This window comes from Photobacterium ganghwense (assembly GCF_003025595.1).
GTDB classification, from domain to species: Bacteria; Pseudomonadota; Gammaproteobacteria; order Enterobacterales; family Vibrionaceae; genus Photobacterium; species Photobacterium ganghwense.
This window is the reverse complement of record NZ_PYMI01000001.1, coordinates 758,771-782,710: the sequence shown is the minus strand read 5'-3', so window position 1 is coordinate 782,710 and position 23,940 is coordinate 758,771. Positions and strand designations below refer to the sequence as shown.

The following is a 23,940-nucleotide window of genomic DNA, read 5'->3' as shown; positions in this document are numbered from 1 at the left end:
CAGGCTCTGGCCTGTTTGCATTCTTTACTCATCACTCAACGGGTAAGCCTGGGTGGAAACACCGGCAAACTGTGTTGGGCTTATTCCGGTTGGTGTAACATGCCAGATCGAATCAGTAGGAGATACGGCAAATTATGATGGAGCGAATGCGCGAAGGCGCAAACAGCATTTGGGTTAAGATTATTCTTGGTCTGATTATTCTTTCTTTTGTGTTTGCAGGGGTGGGAAGCTACCTGGCTGGCAGCGGTAACCAATTTGCCGCTAAAGTTGATGGTCAGGAAATCAGCCAGCGCGAATTCGAGACGGCTTACCAGAACGAACGTAATCGCATGCAATCGCAACTGGGTGATTACTTTTCAACTCTGATGGGCGACCCGGCTTACGTACAGCAGTTCCGTCGCAACGTGCTGGACCGTATGGTCAATGACCTGCTGATTCAGCAGCGTGCGGAAGAACTGGGTATGCGTATTTCTGATACGCAGGTACGTCAGACCATTTTGTCCATGCCTGAATTCCAGCGTGACGGTGCGTTTGATAACGAACAGTACAACATGCTGCTGCGTCGCGCCGGTATGACTCCGGATATGTTTGCTGAGTCCATGCGTACGGATCTGCTGCGTCAGCAGTTCCTGATTGCGATTCAGGGCAGTGACTTTGCATTGAGCAATGAACTGACTGCGCTGACCAAGCTTGAGCAGCAACAGCGTGATATTCGTACGCTGACTCTGAACGTTGCGGAATTTACTAAAAACGTAGACGTCAGCGATGACGAAGCGAAAGCGTTCTACGAGCAGAATCCTCAAATGTACATGCGTCCGGATCAGGTGAAAGCAGCGTACATTGAGCTGTCTGGTGACAACCTGAAAAACACGCTGACAGTTTCTGATGAAGATGCCAAAGCTTACTACGAAGAACATAAGAGTAAGTTTGGTACTGCTGAGCAGCGCCTGGCTCGTCACATCCTGGTTCAGGGTAAAGGCAGCGAAGCGAAAGCAAAAGCGGAGCAACTGCTGGCACAGTTGAAATCAGGTGCTGACTTTGCTGAGCTGGCAAAGACATCTTCTGATGACACCTTCAGCGGTCAGGAAGGTGGTAAGCTGGATTGGTTTGAGCGCGGTGTGATGGATCCTGCTTTCGAGGAAGCCGCATTTGCCCTGCAGAAAGGCGATATCTCTGACGTTGTGGAGTCTGACTTCGGTTACCACATCATCAAGCTGGACGATATCAAGGCTCCGCAGGTGAAAGCCTTTGCAGATGTTCGTGATGAAATTCTGGCGGAAGTACGTGAACAGCGTGCCGCGGAAGCTTTCTACGATCTGCAAACTGCACTGGCAGAAAAAGCGTTTGAAATGCCTGATTCGCTGGAAGACGCTGCAGAAGCGGTTAATGCCAAAGTACAGACCACGGATTTCATTTCTCAGTCTGACGCCCCGGGCGTTCTGGCAAATCCTGCCGTGCTGCAGGCGCTGTTCAGCCCTGAAGTGCGTGAAGACGGTCTGAACTCAGATGTGATTGAAGTCGGCCCTGAACATATCGTGGTTGTTCGTGTGAATGATTCCCGCGATGAGATGGTGCTGCCGTTTGAAGATGTTTCTGAAAAAGTGAAGCAGCAACTGGCCGTACAGAAAGGCGAAGAGCAGGCACAGGCCAAAGCCGATGCATTGCTTGCTTCTCTGCGTGACGGTAAGACAGAGATGCTGGCTGAAGACGGTCTGGCGTTCTCCGCGTCCAAGACTATTTCACGCATGGGCGAAGATCGCATGATTGCTCAGGAAGCGTTTGCACTGGCAAAACCTCAGGACGGCAAATCTGTTTACGGTGTTACCCGTGATGCAGAAGGCAACATCCTGCTGATTGCGTTGGATAAAGTCATTGAAGCTGATGTGTCTTCGGTCGCGACTGACAACCAGCTGGCAACACAGCTTGAGCAGATGCTGGCACAACAAGATGTGATGGCAACCCTGCAAGTGCTGCGTGATACCTCAGAAGTGAGTTACAGCGCGGTTGATTCAACTGCAAACTAATTGTAACTAATAAGTTCATCGACGGGCCGCCTTGTGCGGCCCGTCGTTTTTTGGACTGGTGGAAACGCATTTCGATTTACGGTGCGGCGAGAGTTTTTCATTTTATGCAGAGCAAATCCTGCTACGACTGTTCTTTTAGGAGATCATAATGAAAACGACGTTGAAAGCACTGGTACTGGCCGTAGTTGTTGCCGGTCTGCCGCTGGGTATGGCACAAGCCAATGACAACAAGCATGAAGGCATTGAAATTACGGTCAACATCAATACGGCGAATGCCGAAGAGCTGGACAAACTCTTGCTGGGTGTAGGGCCTGAGAAAGCTGTCAGTATCATCGAATACCGTGATACACATGGTCAGTTTGAATCGATTGAGCAACTCTCTGAAGTGAAGGGGATTGGGCCGGCGACGGTGGACAAAAATCGTGACCGTATTCAGCTTTAACATGGTGTATCTGAATTACGGTATAGAGCCGTGAGCTTCTCCGTAGATCAGTAGGCTTCTCGACTCCGCAGACAACATATTGCTTTGTGTAGTTAACGGCTGTCTTTAATCAAATCAGGTACTGGCTATGCCGAAAGTGCAGTTATCTTTATGCAGATGGCTTCAGGAACGGCGAAGCCAGTGCCTTTTGGTCCATACGTGGCAAGTCCCCCAGATTGTGCCTGCCACAGCTCCAGCAAGGTGTGCTTCTACTGCAACCCGGGCATTGATGAGGGCTGCTGAACTGGCTGAACCACCAAACCATTGTTCCCACAGTACTTTAGCGGTGACTCCAGCAAGCAGTAACCAACCGCTTTTGTCTTCCTGCTCAATATCTCGGATAGCCCCCCAAGCGAACAGCCCGTGTAACACACCGGATAATCCTGCGTATCGGTTCATGTCAGACCAAAGCAGTGATAATCCGACACAGCAGGACAGCCCCAGAATCAGTTTCAGCAGAATGGCTGGGGTGAGATGGCGGCGGAAAATGAAAGTTATAATTGCCAACGCCAGACTGTTCATTATCATGTGTGGCCAGTTAGTATGAGTCAGATTTCCCGTAATCAGTCGCCAAATCTCACCGTGGTCGATAGCATTGCGTTGCCAGTCAAGGATAGGCTGAATCACTGGCAGTTGTGCCAATGCCAGGAAACTGATCGCAAGGATGATAAAAAAACGAACAGACAAGTTAACCCCTATGAGTCGATATTGTGAACAGTGCGGTAAAGCCAGAAAGGCCTGTATCTGCCGCTGGATTCAAGTCCTTGATGCTAAAACTGAGTTGTGGATATTACAACACCCGTCTGAAGTAAAACGGGCAATTGGTACGGCGCGCATTCTGACCTTGTCACTGCCTAATGCCCGGCTTTGGGTTGGCGAAGACTTTTCCGGACACGCTGAAATCAATGCTCTGCTGGCAGAGCCGGATCGGGAAGCCTGGGTTGTCTACCCAGGGGAAGGGGCTTGGCCAATCAGCCAACTGGCGTCTCAGCCAGAATCATCGGTTAGCCCTAAGCGCCGCACCTTGATCTTATTGGATGGTACTTGGAAGAAAGCGTATAAGATGTGGCAGCTTTCTGCGAATTTACGCCAGCTGCCAACGGTGGCGCTCGATATGGCGGCGGAAGGCAACTACCGTATTCGCAAGTCCCCGAAAGATCAGGGGGTCTCAACCGTAGAAGCCGGATATCTGGCGCTGTCGGCACTTGAAAATGATCCTGAGAAGTTCACTCCGCTGCTCGATGTGTTTAACCGGATGATTGATTTCCAGATCCGCCAAATGCCTGAAGGTGTGTTTGAGTGTAATTACTCGGGCACAGTGACAGATAAAGAGACTGGCTCTGATACTTGCACAGGCAGTTGTAAAAACAGTCGGCATGACACTGGTAAAGGCCAACACGAAGACACCCATTGAGATTCCGGTAAATGGCGGTAACGAGCAGGTTTATGTAATGGGCCAACATAAAAACAGGCACCGTTTTGTGGCGCCTGTTTTTTTGCTATTGAATTAGCCTGTCCATGTGTAACGGAGGATCAGAAACCCTGACCGTCCATTCCAATCAGGTTTCCGGCCGAGGTTGGCTGGAACAGGGTGCTGTACAGGCGCTGGGCAAATCCATCCGTCATACCGGAAATGTAGTCGGCGATGATACGGTGATCATTGAGGCCAAGATCGTAGGCTTGGCGCCAACGCTCGCGGGTGTTTTCCGGGAGCAGCCGCTCAGGGTCGGACGCAAAGGCTTCAAACAACTCCATTACCAGTTGCTGACCTTTGTACTCCAGTAACTGGATATCCGGCTTGTGCACCACGTACTGGCTGACAAATTGCTTGAGCACATCCAGCACAGACTCCATTGGCTCAGACAAAAAGGCATTCCACTGTAGCAGCGGGTTTTCAAAACTGTCGATGCCATTTTGAATCGCAGGCGCGATATGGATGGACGTCAGCAACGCATTGACCATGGCACCAATGGCATCTTTACGCTGGTGATGAGTGCCGAACAGCTGCTCGCTGAGTAAACCAATTCGCTCTTCCAGCCAGGGTTCGCCGCAATCGGCCAATCGACTGGCAACGGCTTCCTGCCATTGTTCTCGAGTGACAATTCCCATCACAATGGCATCTTCCAGATCATGTACGCCATATGCGATATCATCGGCCAGTTCCATGATGGAGCAGTCCAGCGACTTGAACCGGGTTTTCAGGTGCTCCCGGGGATGGCCGCGCTCTGCCCGCATCAGGCTGAACAGTTCGCGGTCATGAGTCGAAAGCGGCTCCAGTACCCAGTGCAGTAATTCGCTGTCGTCGTTGTAGATACCTTTGGCCGGATACCAGTCTTTGGCTTTCAGGTGACGAAAATGGTGCACATCCGCAGGCAACTCCGTGGCCCGGGTCTGGCTGATAAATGCCGGATATTTCAGCAGTCCCAGCAGGGTACGACGCGAGAGGTTCATCCCGTTGTGTTCGGTGTAAGGTTCCAGCAGGGTGACAATGCGAAACGTCTGGGCATTGCCTTCAAACCCGCCATGTTCACGCATCATATAATTCAGGGCAACTTCGCCACCGTGCCCGAAGGGCGGATGGCCAATATCATGCGCAAGGCACAGACTTTCCATCAGGCTGTTGGAAGGCAACAGGTGACGAAAGTCCGGCTGTTTGATTTTGAGCTGAGCCACAATACCGGTGCCAATTTGCGAAGCTTCCAGTGAGTGAGTCAGGCGGGTGCGGTAAAAGTCATGGTGGCCGGCACCATGCACCTGGGTTTTCGCTTGCAGGCGCCGAAACGCGGCGGAATGCAGAATCCGGGCGCGGTCACGCTGGTAGGCTGAACGATGGTCATTACGGCGCATCTTTTGTTCGTTGCTCTTGCGCGCTTCCCAGATATCCTTGAAAGCCGAATTGAGGGTAATCGGGGTCATCAGCTGATCTCGTCCAAGGTGAGGTTAAAGCTTTCCACGAAGGTTTCTAAAAAGTATTGCATCTCCGGCGTTGAGCGAGTAGCAAGGGTCTGCTCCAGGTTCTTTTTCGCTGACGCAAACTCATGGTTGCCGACATTCAGCTCTTCCAGGCATTTCAGGTAGGCGCACAGGCTGTCAGCCTGTTTCACGATCGCATAATCTTCCTGACAGACTTTTTGACTGTCGAGCAGCGGCGCATAGTCGTCGCGAAATTCTTCCGGCAGCATCGACAGCAGTTTTTTCTCGGCGGCCAGCTCAATTTTTTTGTATTCCTCGGCAATGGCCGGGTTGTAGTACTTGATAGGAGTGGGCATGTCACCGGTCAGTACTTCACTGCAGTCGTGAAACATGCCAAGCAGCGCAATACGCTCCGGGTTGGTCTGCCCGCCGAACTTACGGTTTTTAATCAGTGCCAGGGCATGGGCGACAAAAGCAACTTGCAGGCTGTGCTCTGAAATGTTCTCTGTTTCAACGCAACGCATCAGTGGCCAGCGTTGGATCAGTTTCATGCGGGCAAGGTGGGCAAAAAAGTGACTTTGTTTCATATCGGTACTTCTTGGGGAATTCAGGCTAACGTTTTAAAAGTAACAGAAATATTCACCAGAGGAACAGAATTCTTCCTGATATGCGCGGTGATGGGGGTCGCGTTGCGTATGATCCCGAAGGACATACAGTGAAGCCCCGATAATCGGGGCTTCACTGTGAGATCAAACGCTACGTATAAACCGGCGGAAAGCTCGGATGATCCGGTTACTGACGATAACCGTGCAGGAAGCGTTCGAGGCGACCCATCGCCATTTCCAGGTCATCAACCCGCGGCAGTGTCACCAGACGGAAGTGGTCTGGCTTCGGCCAGTTAAAACCGGTGCCGTGGACAATCAGAACTTTCTCCTGCGTGAGGAAGTCGAGCGCCATGCGCTGGTCGTCAATAATGTTGAACTTCTTCTGATCCAGTTTCGGGAACAGATAGAGGGCGCCTTTAGGTTTCACACACGACACACCCGGAATTGAGGTCAGCAGATCGTACGCTTTGTCGCGCTGCTCTAACAGGCGGCCTCCCGGCAGGATCAGTTCATTAATGCTCTGATAGCCACCGAGTGCCGTCTGAATCGCGTGCTGCATCGGTACGTTAGCACACAGACGCATCGAGGACAGCATTTCCAGCCCCTCAATATAGCCTTTTGCCAGGTGTTTCGGACCGGACAGCACCATCCAACCCGCCCGGAAACCACAGACGCGGTAGGATTTAGACAGGCCGTTGAACGTCACACAGAACACGTCCGGAGCCAGCGGGGCGATAGAAGTATGCTGAGCCCCTTCGTACAGGATTTTGTCGTAAATCTCATCGGCAAAGATGATCAGCTTATTCTGGCGGGCAATTTCCACCACTTCCAGCAGGAAGTCACGGCTGTAAACGGCACCCGTCGGGTTATTCGGGTTAATCAGCACAATACCACGGGTATTGGGCGTGATTTTACTGCGAATGTCGTCCAGGTCCGGGTACCAGTCTGATTCTTCGTCACAGATATAGTGAACGGCTTTCCCCCCTGACAATGAGACAGCGGCTGTCCACAGCGGGTAATCCGGTGCCGGCACCAGAACTTCGTCACTGTTGTTGAGCAGAGCCTGCATGGCCATCACGATCAGCTCTGAAACACCATTACCGATATAAACGTCTTCTACATCCAGATCCAGTAGACCACGCTTCTGGTAGTGTTGCACGACGGCTTTACGGGCAGAGTAGATACCTTTTGAGTCACAGTAACCCTGCGATGTCGGCAGGTTACGGATCACATCAACCAGGATTTCATCCGGGGCGTCAAAACCAAACGGGGCCGGGTTGCCAATGTTTAGTTTGAGGATTTTGTGTCCTTCCTCTTCCATACGTTTGGCATGCTTGAGGACAGGCCCTCTGATGTCGTAACAGACATTATTGAGTTTGGATGACATCCCAATATTGTGCATTGATAGGTACCCTGTTTGATAATGTGAATATCCACAAATTACACTATGAAGAAGCAGAAAATAAATACCCTACAGGTAAAAATAGCGAAATATAGAGTTTCATATAATTAAATTCTGGTCGAATAGGTGGAATACCCTGCCTGAAGTCAAAAATGACGCTGCTTTCCCTCTGTCGGCAGAATATTATGTTACAAAGAAAGGAATCGCTGGATTTTTCGTCACCAATGTTAACGTTGTGACGGAATGTGAAGGAACGTGTTAAATCATGACTTTATTAGTCAGAATAGGTTATCTGGGGTAGAATACGTGATTCAGGATAGGGAAAAATGACGGGCTTAACAGGGATACCCCGCCACCCATTCCGGGATAATTATGCTAATCAATTAGCCGTGTTACTATCAGCCATGGATGAGCCTTTACAAGCGCTTGCGAGCTGAGTGAGGTTACCTTGACCGCGTTACAACATGCCGTTGCGTTGTTGCAGCAGAAAATTCGACACAATGCTGATCACGCCCAACGTTTTACAGTACAGCTGGATCTGCCGGCTGAGACTGATCTGATTGACTGGCTGGAATCTCAGCCACTGTTTCCGAAGTTTTATTGGCAATCGCGTGACAGCCGGGAAGAGGTTGTGGCTCTGGGCCAGATCAAGACCTTTACCGATCCTAAAGCGGCAGAAAAGGTACTGGCTTCCCAGCAGCGAATTTGGGGCGGTCGGTCTTTTGACGGACGTACCTCCCGGAATCAGCGTTGTTTATCTTCTTTTTTCTTTTTGCCGGTGCTTGAGCTCAGCCGTCAGGATGACACCTGGCAACTGGCTGTCAATGTGACGCCTGAGCAGGAAGAAACCGTTCTTGCTACGCTGAGTAAGATCCGTACAGAAGCGACACCGGTCGCCGATATCCAGAGTAAAATTCTGGCGCGTACGTTTACGCCTGATTTTAATGGCTGGTCTGCCATGATTGATCAGGCTCTCGACGCCATTACCCAGCGTGAATTCGAAAAAGTCGTGCTGGCACGTAAAACCACACTGACGTTGGATCGGCCGGTTGCGCCGGCTCAGCTTCTGAAAGCCAGTCGTGCCAATAACCGACACAGTTTTCATTTCCTGATGGCGCTGGACGCCAAACACTGTTTTGTCGGCTCGACACCGGAACGTCTGTTTCTGCGTCAGGGGGAAGCCCTGCACACGGAAGCTCTGGCCGGCACCATCGGGCGGGGACAGAGTCCGTCGGAAGATAACCAACTGGCCCGCTGGCTGCTGGAAGACAGCAAAAACCGTTATGAAAACAGCTTGGTGGTTGATGACATTGTCAGTCGCCTGCGCGATTGCTGCCAGAGCATGACGGTCGCTCAAACCCCGGAGTTGATTCGGCTGCGTCAGGTGCAGCACCTGAAGCGGGGGATTGATGCCCGCCTGAAAGCCAGTGTTGATAACGCGGATCTGCTGGAAAGCCTGCAGCCGACCGCCGCTATCGCCGGCTTGCCGCGCGATAAGGCCCTGTCGTTTATTCAGGATCATGAGCCGTTTGCCCGCGGCTGGTACAGTGGCTCGGTCGGTTTTCTGAGTCGTGAACGTACTGAGTTCTGTGTGGCGATCCGCAGCGCCCTGATCATGGGGGATGACCTGCACCTGTTTGCCGGTGCCGGCATTGTGCCGGGCTCGACCGCTGACAGTGAGTGGCAGGAGCTGGACAGAAAAACCTCGACCCTGTGCAGCTTGCTGCAGGCGTCGGATGACTGTGATGCGACATCAATACCCTCAGTACAATGTCTGGAAAAAGAGCGGAAAACGGCATGAATCAACCTCCGGCATATCGTGCCGCCCTCAATCAGCTTTGGGCTGGCTTGCTGCTTGAAGAACTGACCCGTCTTGGCGTACGCCACGTGTGTATTGCTCCGGGATCGCGTTCCACCCCTCTGACGCTGGCCGCCGCGGCCAATGACAAACTCACCCTGCACACGCATTTTGATGAGCGGGGACTCGGGTTTATGGCACTGGGGCTGGCTAAAGCGACTTTAGAGCCGGTCGCAGTGATTGTGACTTCGGGAACCGCGGTCGCTAATTTGTTGCCGGCAGTGGCTGAAAGCGGACTGACCGGTGAAAAGCTGGTGCTGCTCACCTCCGATCGGCCTGAAGAGCTGATCGAATGTGGAGCTAATCAGGCGATTCGCCAGCACGGCATTTTCTCCAGTCATGTCACCGAATTTCAGGAGCTGCCGACCCCATCACTGGAAATCAATCCTGCCTGGCTGCTGACGACCATTGATAAAGTGATGTATCAGCAGGCACTGCGTGCGGGGGCGGTGCACTTCAACTGTCATTATCCGGAACCGCTGTATGGTGGTTCAGAGGATTTTTCTGCCTATCTGGCACCGCTCTCTTTCTGGCAGACGTCGGCAGAGCCTTACACACAATACCAAAACAACCAGGTTTTCCGCGGCGATGATATTGCGCTGTCATGGCAGGCATGCGCGAACCAAAAAGGCGTTGTGATTGCCGGTCGGCTCGCCCCGGGTGAATATGCGCTAGTTCAGACTTTGGCGCAGCAACTGGGATGGCCTCTTCTGGCTGACCCGCAGGCCTGTGGCGACAGTGAGTGGGCTGGTTTTGATGTCTGGCTGCAAAACGCAGACTGTTCGGCGTTGTTGTCACAAGCGGAAGTTGTGCTGCAGTTTGGCGGTCGCCTGGTCTCGAAACGGTTGGCGCACTGGATTGACCTGCATCAGTGGCAGCATTACTGGCTGGTGGACCCATTAGCGGTACCGCTTGACCCAAGCTATCGCTGCACCCGTCGCATTCAGGCGGATATTTCGGCATTCAGCCAGGCGGTGTTGCGGGCCGACTGTGATCCTCAGCATCACGGCTGGGCTGATGCTCTCAAGGGGGCATCAGAGCGGCTCCATCGGATTATCGGCCAGCAGAATGCATTAAATGAGCTTAGTCTGGCGGCGAATGTGACCCGTTGGCTGCCGGAAGGTGCCGAGCTTTTCCTTGGTAACAGCATGATTGTTCGTCTGCTGGATATGTGTGCCAAAATGTCGGATATCGCCACCTTTGCTAACCGCGGGGCTTCCGGTATTGACGGGCTGATTGCCACGGCAGCAGGCGTACAGCGAGGAAGAAAGGCTCCGTTACTGTGCCTGATTGGGGATACGTCACTGCTGTACGACCTCAACTCGCTGGCGTTGCTTGCCAAAGCCACGGCACCTGTGGTTGTGCTGGTGACCAACAATGATGGCGGGGCAATTTTCGATTTGTTGCCGGTACCGGAAAGTGAGAAAGAGAGCTTGTACCGGATGCCACACGGCCTGTCGTTTCGTCACGCGGCTGCCATGTTCGGGCTTGACTATGCCAGTCCTACCACGTTGGCAGAAGCAGAGCAGGCCTGCCGCCAAGGACTGACGACTCAGGGGGCAACCCTGATTGAAGTACAAACGCCACCGGGCGAAAGCGGGGCGCTGGTAAAAGCGCTGTTTGCTGAGGTGCGTGATGCCGCTCTACTCTGAAACCTTTCAGGCCGGGGGCGCTGAACCATCAGCCACCCCAACGCTCGTTTTCCTGCATGGGCTGCTGGGAAACGGGCGGGACTGGCGTCGGGTCGTCGATGCCGTTTCCCCTTTCTACTCCTGTGTGACCGTTGACCTGCCAGGCCACGGTCACAGTCGATTTATTCAGGTTGCAGACTTTGCTGAGGCCAATGCACAGCTTAACGAGACGTTGGCTGCGCGCGGAATTGGTCGCTATGTGCTGGTGGGCTACTCGCTGGGCGCGCGTTTGGCGATGTATCATGCTTGTCAGAGCCAACTTGCCATGTGTCCTTCTGACAGCCTCGTCGCCGATTCACGCAATGGGGCGGAGTCCGGCGACGTCAAGTGTCACGGGCAGCTGGCGGGGATCATCCTGGAAGGCGGGCATTTCGGCTTGCCGGAATCCGAGCGGGCAGCACGCTGGCACAATGATCAGCGCTGGGCAAAACGTTTTACCCAAGAGCCGATTGAACAGGCACTGGCTGACTGGTATCAGCAGCCGGTGTTTTCCTCATTAAATCATGACCAAAGACAAAGTTTAATTGCTAAACGCAGTGATAACCTTGGTTTAGCTGTAGCACATATGATGCTGGCAACATCGCTGGCAAAACAACCCCAGTTATTGTCTGACCTGATGAGATTATCCGTTCCGGTTCATTACCTGTGCGGTGAGCAGGACGACAAATTCCGGCAATTGGCGAGACAAACGGCATTATCTCTGACGGTGATTCAACAGGCCGGGCACAATGCCCATGCCGAACAACCCGACAGCGTCGCTACGGCAATCAGGCAAATCCTCAATCAGATTCGACAAGTGGAAGGAAACGATGCGTAGCGCGAAACTCTATCAGTACCAACTCCCTATGGACTCCGGTGTTATTTTACGTAACCAGCGTCTGGTTACCCGTGACGGCTGGATCGTGGAAATGAAAGACGGAGATAAAACGGGCTACGGTGAAATTGCGCCGTTGCCTGAATTCAGTCTGGAAAGTTCCGAAGAAGCCGGCCAGCAGGCTCAGGCATTACTGGCTGATTGGGTGAGCGGGAAAGCATTGTGCCTGTCCGACGCATTACCATCGGTCGCTTTTGGCCTGAGTATGGCGGAGATGGAACTGATGGGGATGTTGCCGGATGAGGGTAACTACCAAGTGGCGCCGCTTTGCAGTGGTGACCCGGATGAATTGGTGGTGGCATTAAATCAGATGCCGGGCGAGAAGATCGCTAAGATTAAAGTCGGGCTGTATGAAGCGGTACGAGATGGCATGGTGGCGAATATGTTTATCGAGGCCATTCCCGGACTGCGTCTGCGACTTGATGCCAATCGGCAGTGGACCCCGCTGAAAGCTCGGCAGTTTGCCAAGTATGTGGCACCAGCACATCGTGCGCAAATTGCCTTTCTGGAAGAGCCGTGTCAGACACAGGAAGAAAGTCTGGCTTTCGCTCATGAAACCGGTATTGATATCGCCTGGGATGAAACCGTGCGTGATCCGGGCTTTGAAGTAAAAGCCGAGCCTGGCGTCGCCGCGATTATCATCAAACCCACGCTGGTGGGTTCCGTGCAAAAATGTTTGTCGCTGATTGAGCAGGCCCATGCAGTTGGCCTGACCGCAGTGATTAGCTCAAGTTTAGAGTCCAGCCTGGGACTGAATCAACTGGCTCGTCTGGCTGCCTGGCAGACGCCTGATGTTATTCCGGGACTGGACACCATGCAATTATTCCAGATGCAACTGGAAGTGGCCTGGCCTGGCTGTGAACTGCCGGTGACACCACTGAATGCCTGTCCGGTTGCCTGGCACCAATAGAGAGAACGCATCATGGCAGCGGCAACAACTGAAACGTTTCCAACCTGGCCGTGGCAGCATTGGGCGACTGAGCGCCCGGCGGCTGTGGCAATACATTGTGAAGGGCAGCAGTTCAGCTGGCATGAAACCGCCAAGCGGGTTGATGAGTACGCACAGGGGCTGATTGAGCAGGGCCTCAAACGGGATCAGCTGGTTGCCGTGGTTTCGCCGAACTCCTTACAGGCAGTCTGGCTGCTTTTGGCGGTATTGCGGGTCGGGGCACGCTTCGTCGGTATTAATCCGCGCCTGAGTCAGGCTGAGCTGGATGCTCAGCTTGCAGCTTTGCACTGTGACTTTGTGTGGTATCCCGCTAAATCAGTGCTGGATCTCTCGGGGTATACCCGCCTTCAGTTGTTACCGCCGGATGCTTCACGAATGGTGCCGGTTACCTGGCAATTGCATCGTCCCGCCACGCTGACGCTGACCTCCGGCTCGACCGGTTTCCCTAAAGCCGTTGTTCATTCTGCCCAAACGCATCTGGCGAGTGCAGAAGGATTGCTGGCCTGGCTGCCTTTTGATGCGGAAGACAGCTGGTTACTCTCGTTGCCATTGTTTCATATCTCCGGGATGGCCATTATCTGGCGCTGGCTGGCGCGGGGAGCCCGGTTGGATGTCTGTGCACCGGAAAGGCTGGATGCTGCGCTGGCGCAGGTCACTCATGCATCTCTGGTGCCGACACAGCTTCAGCGCTTGTTGGATGCTGCTGAGACGACGTCGTTGGCGTTAAAACAAGTCCTTCTGGGAGGAACGATGATTCCGGTAAGCCTGACTCAGCAAGCCCGTCAGGCAGGGATAGAGTGCTGGTGTGGCTATGGTATGACGGAAATGGCGTCTACAGTGACTGCCAAACCCGCAGATGACAGCAGCGGTGTCGGCACGGTATTGCCTAACCGGGAATTGACGCTGGTGGACGGTGAGGTGATGGTCAAAGGTGAGACGCTGTGTCTGGGCTATTACCGCCAGCAAACCATTTTCCCGATTGCCGAAGACGAGTGGTTTGCGACTCGCGATTTGGCCTGCTGGAAAGACGGTGAACTGCATATTCTGGGTCGTGCCGATAACATGTTTATCTCCGGCGGTGAAAATATCCAGCCGGAAGACATTGAAAAAGTGTTGCTGCAACATCCTGATGTGACACAAGCGGTCGTCTTACCTGTCGAAGATGCGGAATTTGGACACCGCCCGCTGGCGCTGATTCGAACTGTTGGCCCGCTAGACGAGGAACGAAAACAACAATTGCGAGCGTATATGGCGCAGCAGGTAACGGCGTTTCGTCGTCCGGTCGAGTATTTGGCTATTCCGGCGCATTTGTCCGGCAGTGGGATAAAGCTGTCGCGCGTGGCATTGAAAGCGTGGCTGGAAAGTGAAAGGGCGGTCTATCAGGACTGCTTGGTCTGAGCCTCGTCTTGCTTCTCGAGATATGCTGTTTAGAGGCTCGATAAAAGCGTCTATTAAAATAAAAGCGGCTATTTGACGATCGCTATTGGAGGCGGGCTTTCGGTATGGACTTCTGATGCAGGGATTTTTTCTGTGAGAGGAGATATCCAGTATCGGTTTTGGCTATCGTATTTAACCAGTAAAAAGCGAGGCTCCACAAAGAGGGAGCCTCGCTTTTTTATTTCTGCCGTCAATCATCAAGCCTGAGCCTGAGCCTTTAACCCAGTATTAACGGCGTTCGCCGCGCAAAGCCAGAATCGTTTCACGCAGATTGGTACTGCTTGCGTCTTCACCTGCAACCGGTGTGCCGACAATGATATTGACCTTTGACCAAAATCGTTTCGGCAACTTGAGCAACGCCCGCCCGCCTTCACGGCTGAAAATACTGCCCCACAATCCCTGTAATGCCACGGGCACGACTGGTACCGGAGAGCGCTTGGTGATCAAATCAATTCCGCGCATGAACGGGCCGATTTCACCGTCGTGAGTCAGGCGACCTTCCGGGAAAACACAGACTACGTCGCCGTCTTCAAGCCGCTTATTGACTTCGATAAAGGCTTTCATGACTGAGCGACGATCGGTCGCGTCAATCGGAATCACCTTACAGGCTTTGCAGAAGGTTTTGATGAACGGAATGTTGTAGATATCTTGATCCATCAGAAAACGAATCGGCCGCGGACATGCTCCGGCCAGTAACAGCGCATCCATATAGCTGACATGGTTTGCGACAATCAGCACGCCACCTTTGGCCGGAATGTTAGCCAAATCCTGATGTTTTACCCGATACATAGTGTGGCTGACCAGCCACACCAGAAAGCGCCAGAAGAAGTCCGGTGTCTGGGTATAAATGTAAGCCATCACTAACAGATTGAGTACAGCCAGAATCAGGAAAAATTCCGGAATGGAGAACGTCAGGACAGATAGGCAGAGGATAGCGAAAATTGCACTGGCCACCATAAAAATGGCGTTCCAGATATTGTTAGCCGCAATGATCTGAGCCCGCTCTTGCTCCAGGGCACGGTGCTGCATCATGGCATACAAAGGTACGATGAAAATGCCGCCAGAGACACCCAGCAGGGTCAGGTTCACAAAAACACTGATCAGTTCCGGGTGGGTAATAAACTCCATCACACTGAGTGAATCAGGCAGGGTATCTGGTGTGGCAAACATTAGTCCTGCACCGAATACTGTAATCCCCAGACTGCCCAGTGGCACAATACCCGGCTCAATCCGGTGACCGGAGAGCTTGTCACACAGTAGTGAACCAATGGCAATGCCGACAGAAAACAGGGTCAGCAGGATAGAGACTGCGGCTGCGCTACCACCGAGGTGCAGTTTGGCAAAATTTGGAAATTGGGTGAGGTAACAGGCTCCGAGAAACCAGAACCAGCTAATTCCTAGTACGCACTGAAAAACGGTCTTGTCTTTGCGGGCTATCGCCAGGGTATGGCGGGTGTGATAGATCGGCCGCCAGGTAAAGACCATATCCGGGTTACTGGGTTTGGCAGACGGTATCCAGCGTGAACAAAAGTAACCGATGATGGCAAAGGCGACCACACTGACAGCGGCAATGTAAGTAGCGCCAGCCTGGTTCGCGATGACACCAGCGAGCAGTGTTCCCATCAATATGGCGAGAAATGTACCGGTTTCCACCAAGGCGTTACCCGATACTAATTCTTCTTTTTGTAAGTGCTGTGGCAACAGTGCGTATTTGGCCGGGCCAAAGAAGGCAGACTGGGTGCCCATCAAAAACAGCAGTACCAGCAAAATCATGTACTGTTCGCTGATAAAAGCGATAGCGGCCAGCGACATAATGACTATTTCAGCCATTTTAACGATTCGCATGATCGTGGCTTTGTCATATTTGTCGGTCAGGACTCCGGCAGAGGCTGAAAACAGAAAGAAAGGCAGGATGAATAAACCGGCAGCCAGATTGATGATCAAATCTGAGCTCACAGGAAGCGTACCAGCCGGTGCAAAGGCAATGAGGATCAGCAGGACATTCTTGTAGACATTGTCATTGAAAGCCCCAAATGCCTGGGTAAGGAAATACGGAAGAAATCGCCGTTGCGTCAGCAGGCGAGATTGGGACTTTCCTGACATGCTTAACTCCGTTTAAGCTTTCCAGGCATTAAGATACGTGGTCAGCAGATTGTCAATCAAGGCTTTGCCGTCAACAGGCGTTGAGGTGAACAGCTTGTCATCGACGGTCAGCAGGGTAATACCGTGAACACCGGACCACAGCACGCGGCTGTTTGCGAGTACATCTTCTGCACTTTGCTCCGGGTTGATTTGGCTAATCAGTGATTCCAGCATACCGGTCATATTATTGATCCGGGCCGATTGCCATTCTGGCAGTTCTTCACCATTCATGGTGTGCTGGAAAATCAGTTGCCAGCGATATGGGTTTCGAGAAGCAAAATCGAGGTAACAATAGGCGAGTTTTTGCAGCGCTTCTTCCGGTGAAGTCGCTTTTTTCATTTCCGCTTCCGCTTCCGCAAAAAGCTCATCAAGCGTTTGGGCTACAGCGTGCAACAGCAGCAGGTTGTAGTTCCCAAAAACATTGACCAAGGTACTCGGCACGTAACCAATCATAGCCGCGACTTTGCGCAGGCTCAGTTCATGGTGCGGGTGTTCAGCGAGAAAGTTTTTGACTTGCTCCAGTGTCATGCTTACCAACTCTTCGCGAGTATGGTCGTTTCGTCTTGCCATTGAAATGTTACTCTTCTCGAATAAATCTTGTTGTGTAAGAACCCACTGCGCGGTAGCGATAACTCCGTCTAGTCGACCGCGCGGAAGTATATTTTAATTATAGAACGATGTTCGATATTTTAGTTTGAATCAACCTTTCAGGTCAAGCATCTGTACTGTCATCTGTTAATAATCGGTTAAGATAGTGACAGTTTGTGAAGAAAATCATCCTGCTTTACAGCACAATCAACAAATACTTTCTTCAGGCTTTGCGACCTGTCTAGTAATCAGGCAAGCTGTTTTTCACGGTTCTTCACAGAAATCTGCTCGTTCAGCGTCCAAAAATCCACCAGTACGCCAATCAGGAAGAAGCCGAAAGTCAGGAAATACAGTATACCGGTCAGCCATTTACCCATGTACATACGGTGCACGCCGAACACGCCCAGGAAAGTCAGCAGCAGCCAGGCTACGGAGTAGTCAATATCACCGCTCTGGTAACGTAGATCAGCCTCACGGTCCATGGAAGGGATCAGGAACAGGTCAATCAGCCAGCCAATACCCAGCAGACCCAGAGTGAAAAACCAGATTGTCCCGGTTACCGGACGGCCGTAGTAAAAGCGGTGTGCACCCAGGAATCCGAAAATCCAGAGTAGGTAGCCAATCAGCTTACTATGTGTATCTTGCATGTTGTTTCCTTATTAAAGGCCGGTTAAAAGAAGGCTAAAAGCCGCTTTGGTTATGAACAAATGCAGGAAAAATCCTAAATTGTTTTCATTATTAGCATATTACAGTCGAGTATGCTCAAAGTCTCCTAATGTCTCATGCCATCCTTATGTGCTACATCCTTTGATCAATATTAGTAACAATTTGCCGGCAGGGTTTTATTGACTTTCCAATACAGCCGTTTACGATGCAGTCTCCACTAAAGGCAAAGGTATTCATTAATATGAAACGCATCTTTACAGTATTTGCCCTGATTCTGACGGTGTCATTCGCTGCACCGCATGTTGAGGCAAAGAAGTTTGGTGGCGGTAAGTCAATCGGTAAAAGCTATAAAACAGCACCGGTGAAACAGCAGCAACCGCAGCAAACGGACACGCTGAAGCAGCAACAGCCTGCTTCGAACCAAACTACAAAATCCAGTACCAAGAAAGGCCTGATGGGCGGGCTTCTCGGTGGTCTGCTGGCCGGCGGCCTGCTGGCAGCATTCTTCGGTGGTGCGTTTGACGGTATCCAGTTCATGGATATTCTGATTATCGGCCTGATTGCCTTCGTGATCTTTAAACTGTTTAAAGCGATGCGTGGCGCCAAATCGACGCCGATGGGGCATCGTGAAGCGTATGCGGGGAACTCACCTCAGCAGCCACAGCAAACGGCACAATACCGTCAGCAAAATGCACCATTTGGTGGTGCGGCTCAACCTGAATACGCATCAACCGACAGCGATGTGCCGTTTAACCTGCCTCCTGGCTTTAACATGCAGGCATTCCTGAATGGCTCTCGCGAACATTACCGCACTCTGCAAGAAGCGTGGAACCTGAATCGCCTGGAGAAAATTCGTGAATACGTCAGTCCGGCACTGTTTGACGATCTGGCTGCGGAACGTGCAAAGCTGGACGGTGAGCAACACACAGAAGTGATGTACGTGGATGCTGAGCTGGTTCGCGCTGACTACGATGCGAATATGGCCCACCTGAGTATTAAATTCTCAGGACGTTATAAAGATCGTATCGAAGGTGTGGAAGAAGACATCACCGATGTCTGGCACCTAGAGCGCGATCTGCAAACGCCAAATGCACCTTGGCTGATTGTTGGCATCCAGGCTTAATCAATCACTCAATCTATAAAAACCGCCCCTGAGGCGGTTTTTTTATGCCTGATTTTTTCTGTCTGCGATTTTTTGTTTATAAAACAATTGCGCACAATATGTGTGCGAACAAGGTGTGACACGGTCGCGTTTTTTAAGTTGAATCAGGCATTAAATGAATCAGCATTGATCTATTCACCTACTTTTCTCGCCGTCAGCCACTAGTATTTATATCAGGTAAACAAAACATAGAGTGCAGCGTATGGCATATACAACAGAATTGGTTAGTGAAATGAACCTGTTAATTAAGTTCCCGATGCATTCGGATTTGGAAGGGATCAAAGTCCACAGTGATGCACCGCTGGAGATGGTTGAAGCGGCACAGCGGCTGTTTGACAAAGGATTGGTGACGCAACCGGACGGAGGCTATCTGACTTACTCTGGCCATCAGGCCGTTGAGCATGCCAAGCAGGCATTACGAATTCTGACCGGCAAAATGGATAGTTGAGTACATCGTTGAGTACTCTGAGAGCGATAATGCACAGGGAAAGCATGACATTAAGTCATGCTTTCCAGTTCTGTGATGTTAGCCAGTGCCTGGGCATTTGTGGTACCGCAAAGTGAAGGGCACGGTTTGAACTGGTGGCAAACGGCCGGACGCTCCGGCTTGCCAAACAGCTTGCACAGGTTATCGTCATTGAGCTGAACACAGCGTACGCCCGCAGGCTTTCCCTTTGGCATTCCTGGTATCGGAGATGAAATACTCGGCGCAATACAACATGCCCCACATCCTAAACGACACTCCATCACACACCTACAATTAGTAAAACGGCTGCGCAACTTACCACCCCCAGCGTGACGGATCAAAAATTATCACGAATTGGGAAGCGATCTTGCTGATAAATAATAATGACTATTATTACAGCATCAGAAAACCCTTTGCGGAACGGAATTGCTTGAACTTTGTTGGCTCGGGGGCTATAAAACCGCGTTCAACTTATGTCTATCGGGTTCAGAATAACCGCTTGGGTAAAACCAAGTGCAAGGTTGAACTGGCAAGGCAACTAAAGGCAAGAAAAAGGCTTCGTGATGACACACTATTGGCAAGAAAAAGATTTAAAGGACATGACCGATCAGGAGTGGGAAGCCCTGTGTGATGGCTGTGGTAAGTGCTGTCTGCATAAACTGATCGATGACGATACCGACGAAATCTACTACACCAATGTAGCGTGCAGCCTGCTGGATGATAAAACCTGCTCATGTCGTGATTACCCGAATCGTTTTGAATCCGGCGAAGAGTGCCTGAAACTGACCCGAGAGCGCATCGATGAGTTCGTGTGGTTGCCGGACACGTGCGCCTATCGTCTGCTTGCTGAAGGTAAGGAGCTACCGGAGTGGCATCCATTGCTGACCGGCTCTAAAGACGCGATGCATGCAGCCAATGAGTCTGTGCGAGATAAAGTGGTGTATGAAATTGATGTGATTGACTGGGAAGACCACATCCAAAACTTACCTGAATGGGCTAAAAAGAGTTAATTAACTTTTAAAGTTGAGAATGGTTTTTAGTGAGTCATACATTACGTTTGATTCATGATGGCTCAATACAAATCAAGAGTGCCGCCACTGATGCCATATTGTGCAACAGTGGCGGCATTTTTTTGATCGCGACAATGAAAACCCACATAGATAACTTTTAAAGTTGAAAACCAGATGTATACTGTTTTTATATACAGTTAATGTGTGGGGTGTGTATGCCAGAAAGCGATGAAAATCAGAAAAAGGTCATACGAAAAGAGGTAGAAATCTCACCTATCCCTAACTTCGTTTACGAGAAGCCATTGATATCCATTGATGAGAATGGCGAACCTCAGGTTACCTACCGTGCCAATGGCAATACGTTCCCAATCAAGAAACTCCCCTTACTCTATATCGCTGGGTATGACGACAAAGACAACCTAATCAGCTACCAGCCATTAGACATGGTCAATGAGTTCTTATTGTCGAGAGCAATCGATAATGGTGTGCTTGAGCTTGGTACAGATGCACAGGGGCTTGCCCATTACTTCAGCTTTGTATTGGACAAACAGGCAGAGTGGGATGCTGAATACGATGAAGGGGACTTTGACCCTCTCTATGATGACCCCCGTCCAGAATGGAGTGCCTTTCCTCGCAACAAGCAGGAGCGTTTAACCTACCAATATCGAGATGGAATCAAGCATCTCGCTATTGATGGTGTATTGGCTAAAACAACGGCTAGGCAATATATGAGCAGTGTCGTTGGTTTCTATAAACACTGTCTTCGCCAAGGTATCCGCTTTAATAACCCTCCCTTCCAGTTTGAGACCGTGAATATCCATTTCGAGGCGTCTGCATCCAGTATGAAAGCTTACCAGCTTAAGCAGGTGCACACGACGGATATGAGGATTAAGTTTGTTAAGTCATCTCGCAGTGGCGGCACAAACCTCAGCAACCTACGCCGTGACTTAAAACCATTCACCAATAATGAATGGAACATCCTACAAACCATATTAATGAAATCTCGCAGGGTGGTTCGTCATGGTGACAATAATAAATTGCACTCACTGCCGATTGAGTTTTGCCTGCACCCAATGATTTGCCGTAATGCGGGGTTACGCCGAGAGGAAGCAGCGAGCCTTCATTTGGGACAGATTATTAACCCTGAAACCCTGATTCAGGATGGCAAAGAGGTGTTTAGAAAGCCTGTGATGGATTTGGGTGTCGGAGATAAGTACCAATCACTCACAAAGACGGCTGAGGGCTTCGCAGAGAAGAATAAAAGCCGCGTTACCATTATCCCCGCCGCATTGATGAAGATGCTTTACGATTACTCGCAGTCTGACAGGTATCAAAAACGCCTTAAGAAATTCAAAGCATGGTGCAAGGAGCAGGTTGAGGTTGGTAATACGCATCTCTTTGAGGGTGACGATGCCATTAACCCCGAACTGGAATACCTGTTTATTACCCAGTCTGGGAAACCGATGTTTACAAGGCTACAAGACTTTACTGGGCGCTGGGTGGAAATTCGTAACACTGCAAACCTAACCCAAGGTCTCGACAAGCCGATTGTCGGCTCCATACATAATTTGCGCTCAACGTTTGCTGTGAATATCTTCCGCCACCTTTTGAATAAAATGGATGAGTATGGCAATCCATCAATCACACCTGATGAAGCATTGGATAGGGTATCAGCACTGCTAGGTCATGAAGATAGAGCGACGACTATGGAATACCTGAAAATTGCACAGGATATGCCCTCTGCAGATGAAATCTACGAGGACGTACTGGACTATATTGGCGCTTTTGATGACTTGGAGGCGGTAGTATGAGGCAAGGACGTAAGCGTACCAAAATTACGATAAAGAAGACCAGCGCACCTATTATCCCACTTCATTTTGAAGATATGGTTTTAAATTCTGGCAATGGAAAAAAAGCCTACACCTACCGCTTGCGCTACCGTAACGTCCCGACAGTATGGCAAATAAAGTCAGGCAAGGGTGTATTGGCAAATCGGGATGATATCGTCAGGGAGATTCACCAGCGGCTAAACCCCTTACCTGAAAACCCATCAAAGCAAAAGTATTTTTCTGGGCTTGTCAGTTACTTTAAATATCTTGACGGCATTGGTTACCACGGTGACCTTTTCAGTAATTCAGTCATGGCTGATTGCATTAAGCACTTCAATAAATTACGGGAGAAAGGTGAGCAGGTATGGATAACAAGTGAAATTAAAGGTTCCTTATCTTTACTATTGAGGCTGTGGAATCGAGAATCTGACCTGAAGACGTTGCCAGAGGTTCCAGCAGGCCCTTTGGCTGCAAATAAGGCGTTTCATGTGGAAACAGAGCTGAAACTATTATCAAGGGTATTGATTAAAGGCGCACTGGCCTTTCAGGAAGCGATTGAGAAAAATGAGTTGCTAGATATTCATCCGTTTTTTGATGAACAGCGGTTTGATGAACAAGTAAAAAGCAAAGGATGGACATTACTGCAACGTGCAAATAAGAAAAAAGGCTTCAAGCTTTGCATGAAACCTAAATTTGCGATAGCAAATGGTAGCCCGCTTCCACTTGAGCAACTTAATCGGCAGGTTTTTTATAATCAGGCATCACGCAATTGGTTTTTCGTGTTCTCAATGCTGACAGGTATGAATACATCGGTGCTCGCTAATATACGTCACAAGGACGTTTCATTTAAGAGTATTGGTAGTGGGCGGTTTGTTTTCGACGGTGAAAAGTTTAGGGCAGGCTATAAAAACTTGGATAATAGTACTGGCTTTAGCCAGCGAACTAAAGAGTTGATCACCCGATGGCTTAAAACATCTAAGGCGATGTACCAATCACTGGGTATCCCCTTGTCAAATGAGCTGCCACTTTGCCCTTTTTTTAATAGTAATGGTGAGGTTTGCTCTTTTAATGTCAAGAGTTCAAATATTGGCAGCATTAATCTTCAGCTTGAGAAAATAACAGGGTTACGGATTTCTACAAGTCGATTCAGGGCAACAAAATCTGATGTACTGATGCGAGTCACTGAGGATATCTTCCTTTTGTCACAGGGGCTGAATAATACCGTGAATGTTGTCGCCCAACGCTACTCTAGTGGCGTTCAGGCAGACCATGATAATAACTTAAATGCCACGTTTGGCGCGTTAAGCGCTATTGCCAAGGGTGAGGAGGTTGGTAAAGCCATCGAAGGTTCCAAGGTAATGCACAGCGATATTTTGTCTGATTATGATGCTAAAAAATTACGTACCCGTGAAAGCCAAGAGCAGCCATTAATGACCACGCCCAGTGGCATCAAATGCGCAGGTGCAACACCAGAGAAACTTGTTGCAGAAGCAAGGCGCATGAAGCAGTTGGGGATTGATTTTTCCAAAGATAAGGGGCGTTGCACGGATTTTCTTGCCTGCTTTGATTGTGACCGCCATAAATTGGTGGCGTCAGAAAATGATATCTGGTTAATGCTGTCATTTTTAGAACAAATCGAAGACCTCAAAGAGATGGTGGCAAGTAATTCCGCACCGAAAGATGAGTATTTTGTGGTGGAGGGGGTATTGAAAAAAGTCCTTCTCAGACTGAAACAAAAAGCACCTAAAAACTACGCTCAAGCAAAGCAAAAGGTGGATGATGGTGATTACCACCCGCTTTACCAAGACCGAGCCAGTGCAAGCCAATTCTTTAATGGGTAATT

Annotated in this window: 21 protein-coding genes; 13 read left to right on the top strand and 8 right to left on the bottom strand. The window is 50.5% G+C overall.

What is annotated here, in order from left to right; genetic code table 11:
• Nucleotides 1-134: 134 nt before the first annotated feature.
• Together ppiD and C9I92_RS03395 are read left to right on the top strand one after the other, a co-directional pair.
• Nucleotides 135-2,024, top strand: a complete 1,890-nt coding sequence (gene ppiD / locus C9I92_RS03400) for a peptidylprolyl isomerase (protein WP_047887562.1) — start codon at nucleotides 135-137, stop codon at nucleotides 2,022-2,024.
• A gap of 148 nt (nucleotides 2,025-2,172) precedes the next feature.
• Nucleotides 2,173-2,466 (top strand): ComEA family DNA-binding protein, encoded by a 294-nt coding sequence (locus C9I92_RS03395; protein WP_047887563.1) that lies wholly within the window; start codon nucleotides 2,173-2,175, stop codon nucleotides 2,464-2,466.
• A gap of 162 nt (nucleotides 2,467-2,628) precedes the next feature.
• Here C9I92_RS03395 and rrtA read toward each other — a convergent pair whose 3' ends face one another.
• Nucleotides 2,629-3,192: a rhombosortase gene (gene rrtA / locus C9I92_RS03390; RefSeq protein WP_047887564.1), complete on the bottom strand. Its 564-nt coding sequence runs from the start codon at nucleotides 3,190-3,192 to the stop codon at nucleotides 2,629-2,631.
• 10 nt (nucleotides 3,193-3,202) lie between these two features.
• Here rrtA and C9I92_RS03385 point away from each other — a divergent pair, with 10 nt between their 5' ends.
• On the top strand, nucleotides 3,203-3,919 hold the full coding sequence (locus C9I92_RS03385; RefSeq protein ID WP_084712692.1) for a tRNA-uridine aminocarboxypropyltransferase: 717 nt from the start codon (nucleotides 3,203-3,205) through the stop codon (nucleotides 3,917-3,919).
• A 119-nt stretch (nucleotides 3,920-4,038) separates the two neighbouring features.
• Here the strand turns inward: C9I92_RS03385 and C9I92_RS03380 are convergent, their stop codons facing one another.
• From C9I92_RS03380 to C9I92_RS03370, 3 genes are all read right to left on the bottom strand, one after another.
• Nucleotides 4,039-5,421 carry an anti-phage deoxyguanosine triphosphatase gene (locus tag C9I92_RS03380; RefSeq protein ID WP_047887565.1) on the bottom strand — a complete coding sequence of 461 codons (1,383 nt, stop codon included), beginning with the start codon at nucleotides 5,419-5,421 and terminating at the stop codon, nucleotides 4,039-4,041.
• Nucleotides 5,421-6,005, bottom strand: a complete 585-nt coding sequence (gene yfbR / locus C9I92_RS03375; RefSeq protein WP_047887566.1) for a 5'-deoxynucleotidase — start codon at nucleotides 6,003-6,005, stop codon at nucleotides 5,421-5,423. Before yfbR ends, C9I92_RS03380 begins: the two co-directional genes overlap by 1 nt.
• 205 nt (nucleotides 6,006-6,210) lie before the next feature.
• On the bottom strand, nucleotides 6,211-7,425 hold the full coding sequence (locus C9I92_RS03370) for a pyridoxal phosphate-dependent aminotransferase (protein WP_047887567.1): 1,215 nt from the start codon (nucleotides 7,423-7,425) through the stop codon (nucleotides 6,211-6,213).
• Between the two features lie 448 nt (nucleotides 7,426-7,873).
• On the opposite strand from C9I92_RS03370, the gene C9I92_RS03365 reads away from it, so the two are divergent.
• From C9I92_RS03365 to menE, 5 genes are read left to right on the top strand one after another with little or no spacing between them, the layout of a single operon-like run.
• Nucleotides 7,874-9,226: an isochorismate synthase gene (locus tag C9I92_RS03365; RefSeq protein ID WP_047887568.1), complete on the top strand. Its 1,353-nt coding sequence runs from the start codon at nucleotides 7,874-7,876 to the stop codon at nucleotides 9,224-9,226.
• The gene (gene menD, locus C9I92_RS03360; RefSeq protein WP_047887569.1) at nucleotides 9,223-10,935 is read left to right on the top strand and encodes a 2-succinyl-5-enolpyruvyl-6-hydroxy-3-cyclohexene-1-carboxylic-acid synthase; all 1,713 of its coding nucleotides are present in this window, start codon (nucleotides 9,223-9,225) and stop codon (nucleotides 10,933-10,935) included. The genes C9I92_RS03365 and menD overlap by 4 nt, the downstream gene beginning before the upstream one ends.
• Nucleotides 10,919-11,791 (top strand): 2-succinyl-6-hydroxy-2,4-cyclohexadiene-1-carboxylate synthase, encoded by an 873-nt coding sequence (menH, locus tag C9I92_RS03355; protein ID WP_047887570.1) that lies wholly within the window; start codon nucleotides 10,919-10,921, stop codon nucleotides 11,789-11,791. Before menD ends, menH begins: the two co-directional genes overlap by 17 nt.
• Nucleotides 11,784-12,758 carry an o-succinylbenzoate synthase gene (gene menC, locus C9I92_RS03350; protein ID WP_047887571.1) on the top strand — a complete coding sequence of 325 codons (975 nt, stop codon included), beginning with the start codon at nucleotides 11,784-11,786 and terminating at the stop codon, nucleotides 12,756-12,758. The genes menH and menC overlap by 8 nt, the downstream gene beginning before the upstream one ends.
• A 12-nt stretch (nucleotides 12,759-12,770) precedes the next feature.
• Nucleotides 12,771-14,195 (top strand): o-succinylbenzoate--CoA ligase, encoded by a 1,425-nt coding sequence (menE, locus tag C9I92_RS03345; RefSeq protein WP_047887572.1) that lies wholly within the window; start codon nucleotides 12,771-12,773, stop codon nucleotides 14,193-14,195.
• A 267-nt stretch (nucleotides 14,196-14,462) separates the two neighbouring features.
• Here the strand turns inward: menE and C9I92_RS03340 are convergent, their stop codons facing one another.
• From C9I92_RS03340 to C9I92_RS03330, 3 genes are all read right to left on the bottom strand, one after another.
• On the bottom strand, nucleotides 14,463-16,337 hold the full coding sequence (locus tag C9I92_RS03340) for an MFS transporter (protein ID WP_047887573.1): 1,875 nt from the start codon (nucleotides 16,335-16,337) through the stop codon (nucleotides 14,463-14,465).
• Between the two features lie 12 nt (nucleotides 16,338-16,349).
• A complete protein-coding gene (locus C9I92_RS03335; RefSeq protein WP_047887574.1) occupies nucleotides 16,350-16,946 on the bottom strand; it encodes a TetR/AcrR family transcriptional regulator in 597 nt (198 codons plus the stop codon).
• A 266-nt stretch (nucleotides 16,947-17,212) separates the two neighbouring features.
• Nucleotides 17,213-17,611 carry an NINE protein gene (locus C9I92_RS03330; protein WP_047887575.1) on the bottom strand — a complete coding sequence of 133 codons (399 nt, stop codon included), beginning with the start codon at nucleotides 17,609-17,611 and terminating at the stop codon, nucleotides 17,213-17,215.
• A 260-nt stretch (nucleotides 17,612-17,871) separates the two neighbouring features.
• Here C9I92_RS03330 and C9I92_RS03325 point away from each other — a divergent pair, with 260 nt between their 5' ends.
• Entirely contained in the window at nucleotides 17,872-18,753 is an 882-nt protein-coding gene (locus C9I92_RS03325) for a Tim44 domain-containing protein (RefSeq protein ID WP_047887576.1), read from the top strand.
• A gap of 241 nt (nucleotides 18,754-18,994) precedes the next feature.
• Nucleotides 18,995-19,240, top strand: a complete 246-nt coding sequence (locus tag C9I92_RS03320; RefSeq protein ID WP_047887577.1) for a TIGR02647 family protein — start codon at nucleotides 18,995-18,997, stop codon at nucleotides 19,238-19,240.
• A 50-nt stretch (nucleotides 19,241-19,290) separates the two neighbouring features.
• Here C9I92_RS03320 and C9I92_RS03315 read toward each other — a convergent pair whose 3' ends face one another.
• Nucleotides 19,291-19,539 (bottom strand): YkgJ family cysteine cluster protein, encoded by a 249-nt coding sequence (locus C9I92_RS03315; RefSeq protein WP_047887578.1) that lies wholly within the window; start codon nucleotides 19,537-19,539, stop codon nucleotides 19,291-19,293.
• A 282-nt stretch (nucleotides 19,540-19,821) separates the two neighbouring features.
• Between C9I92_RS03315 and C9I92_RS03310 the strand changes: the two genes are divergently transcribed.
• The 3 genes from C9I92_RS03310 (at nucleotide 19,822) to C9I92_RS03300 (ending at nucleotide 23,938) form a co-directional block, all read left to right on the top strand.
• A complete protein-coding gene (locus C9I92_RS03310; RefSeq protein ID WP_107193804.1) occupies nucleotides 19,822-20,268 on the top strand; it encodes a YcgN family cysteine cluster protein in 447 nt (148 codons plus the stop codon).
• A gap of 215 nt (nucleotides 20,269-20,483) precedes the next feature.
• A complete protein-coding gene (locus C9I92_RS03305) occupies nucleotides 20,484-22,079 on the top strand; it encodes a site-specific integrase (protein ID WP_047887856.1) in 1,596 nt (531 codons plus the stop codon).
• On the top strand, nucleotides 22,076-23,938 hold the full coding sequence (locus C9I92_RS03300) for a hypothetical protein (protein ID WP_047887857.1): 1,863 nt from the start codon (nucleotides 22,076-22,078) through the stop codon (nucleotides 23,936-23,938). Before C9I92_RS03305 ends, C9I92_RS03300 begins: the two co-directional genes overlap by 4 nt.
• The last annotated feature ends 2 nt before the right edge of the window (nucleotides 23,939-23,940 follow it).

Excerpts from the sequence above, each read along its gene's own strand:
- menE (WP_047887572.1), top strand. The coding sequence starts at position 12,771 with ATGGCAGCGGCAACAACTGAAACGTTTCCAACCTGGCCGTGGCAGCAT.
- C9I92_RS03330 (WP_047887575.1), bottom strand. The coding sequence starts at position 17,611 with ATGCAAGATACACATAGTAAGCTGATTGGCTACCTACTCTGGATTTTC.
- C9I92_RS03385 (WP_084712692.1), top strand. The coding sequence starts at position 3,203 with ATGAGTCGATATTGTGAACAGTGCGGTAAAGCCAGAAAGGCCTGTATC.
- menH (WP_047887570.1), top strand. The coding sequence starts at position 10,919 with ATGCCGCTCTACTCTGAAACCTTTCAGGCCGGGGGCGCTGAACCATCA.
- ppiD (WP_047887562.1), top strand. The coding sequence starts at position 135 with ATGATGGAGCGAATGCGCGAAGGCGCAAACAGCATTTGGGTTAAGATT.
- C9I92_RS03315 (WP_047887578.1), bottom strand. The coding sequence starts at position 19,539 with ATGGAGTGTCGTTTAGGATGTGGGGCATGTTGTATTGCGCCGAGTATT.
- C9I92_RS03300 (WP_047887857.1), top strand. The coding sequence starts at position 22,076 with ATGAGGCAAGGACGTAAGCGTACCAAAATTACGATAAAGAAGACCAGC.
- C9I92_RS03325 (WP_047887576.1), top strand. The coding sequence starts at position 17,872 with ATGAAACGCATCTTTACAGTATTTGCCCTGATTCTGACGGTGTCATTC.
- C9I92_RS03320 (WP_047887577.1), top strand. The coding sequence starts at position 18,995 with ATGGCATATACAACAGAATTGGTTAGTGAAATGAACCTGTTAATTAAG.
- yfbR (WP_047887566.1), bottom strand. The coding sequence starts at position 6,005 with ATGAAACAAAGTCACTTTTTTGCCCACCTTGCCCGCATGAAACTGATC.
- C9I92_RS03305 (WP_047887856.1), top strand. The coding sequence starts at position 20,484 with ATGCCAGAAAGCGATGAAAATCAGAAAAAGGTCATACGAAAAGAGGTA.
- C9I92_RS03340 (WP_047887573.1), bottom strand. The coding sequence starts at position 16,337 with ATGTCAGGAAAGTCCCAATCTCGCCTGCTGACGCAACGGCGATTTCTT.
- C9I92_RS03310 (WP_107193804.1), top strand. The coding sequence starts at position 19,822 with ATGACACACTATTGGCAAGAAAAAGATTTAAAGGACATGACCGATCAG.
- menD (WP_047887569.1), top strand. The coding sequence starts at position 9,223 with ATGAATCAACCTCCGGCATATCGTGCCGCCCTCAATCAGCTTTGGGCT.
- C9I92_RS03380 (WP_047887565.1), bottom strand. The coding sequence starts at position 5,421 with ATGACCCCGATTACCCTCAATTCGGCTTTCAAGGATATCTGGGAAGCG.
- menC (WP_047887571.1), top strand. The coding sequence starts at position 11,784 with ATGCGTAGCGCGAAACTCTATCAGTACCAACTCCCTATGGACTCCGGT.
- C9I92_RS03395 (WP_047887563.1), top strand. The coding sequence starts at position 2,173 with ATGAAAACGACGTTGAAAGCACTGGTACTGGCCGTAGTTGTTGCCGGT.
- C9I92_RS03370 (WP_047887567.1), bottom strand. The coding sequence starts at position 7,425 with ATGCACAATATTGGGATGTCATCCAAACTCAATAATGTCTGTTACGAC.
- C9I92_RS03335 (WP_047887574.1), bottom strand. The coding sequence starts at position 16,946 with ATGGCAAGACGAAACGACCATACTCGCGAAGAGTTGGTAAGCATGACA.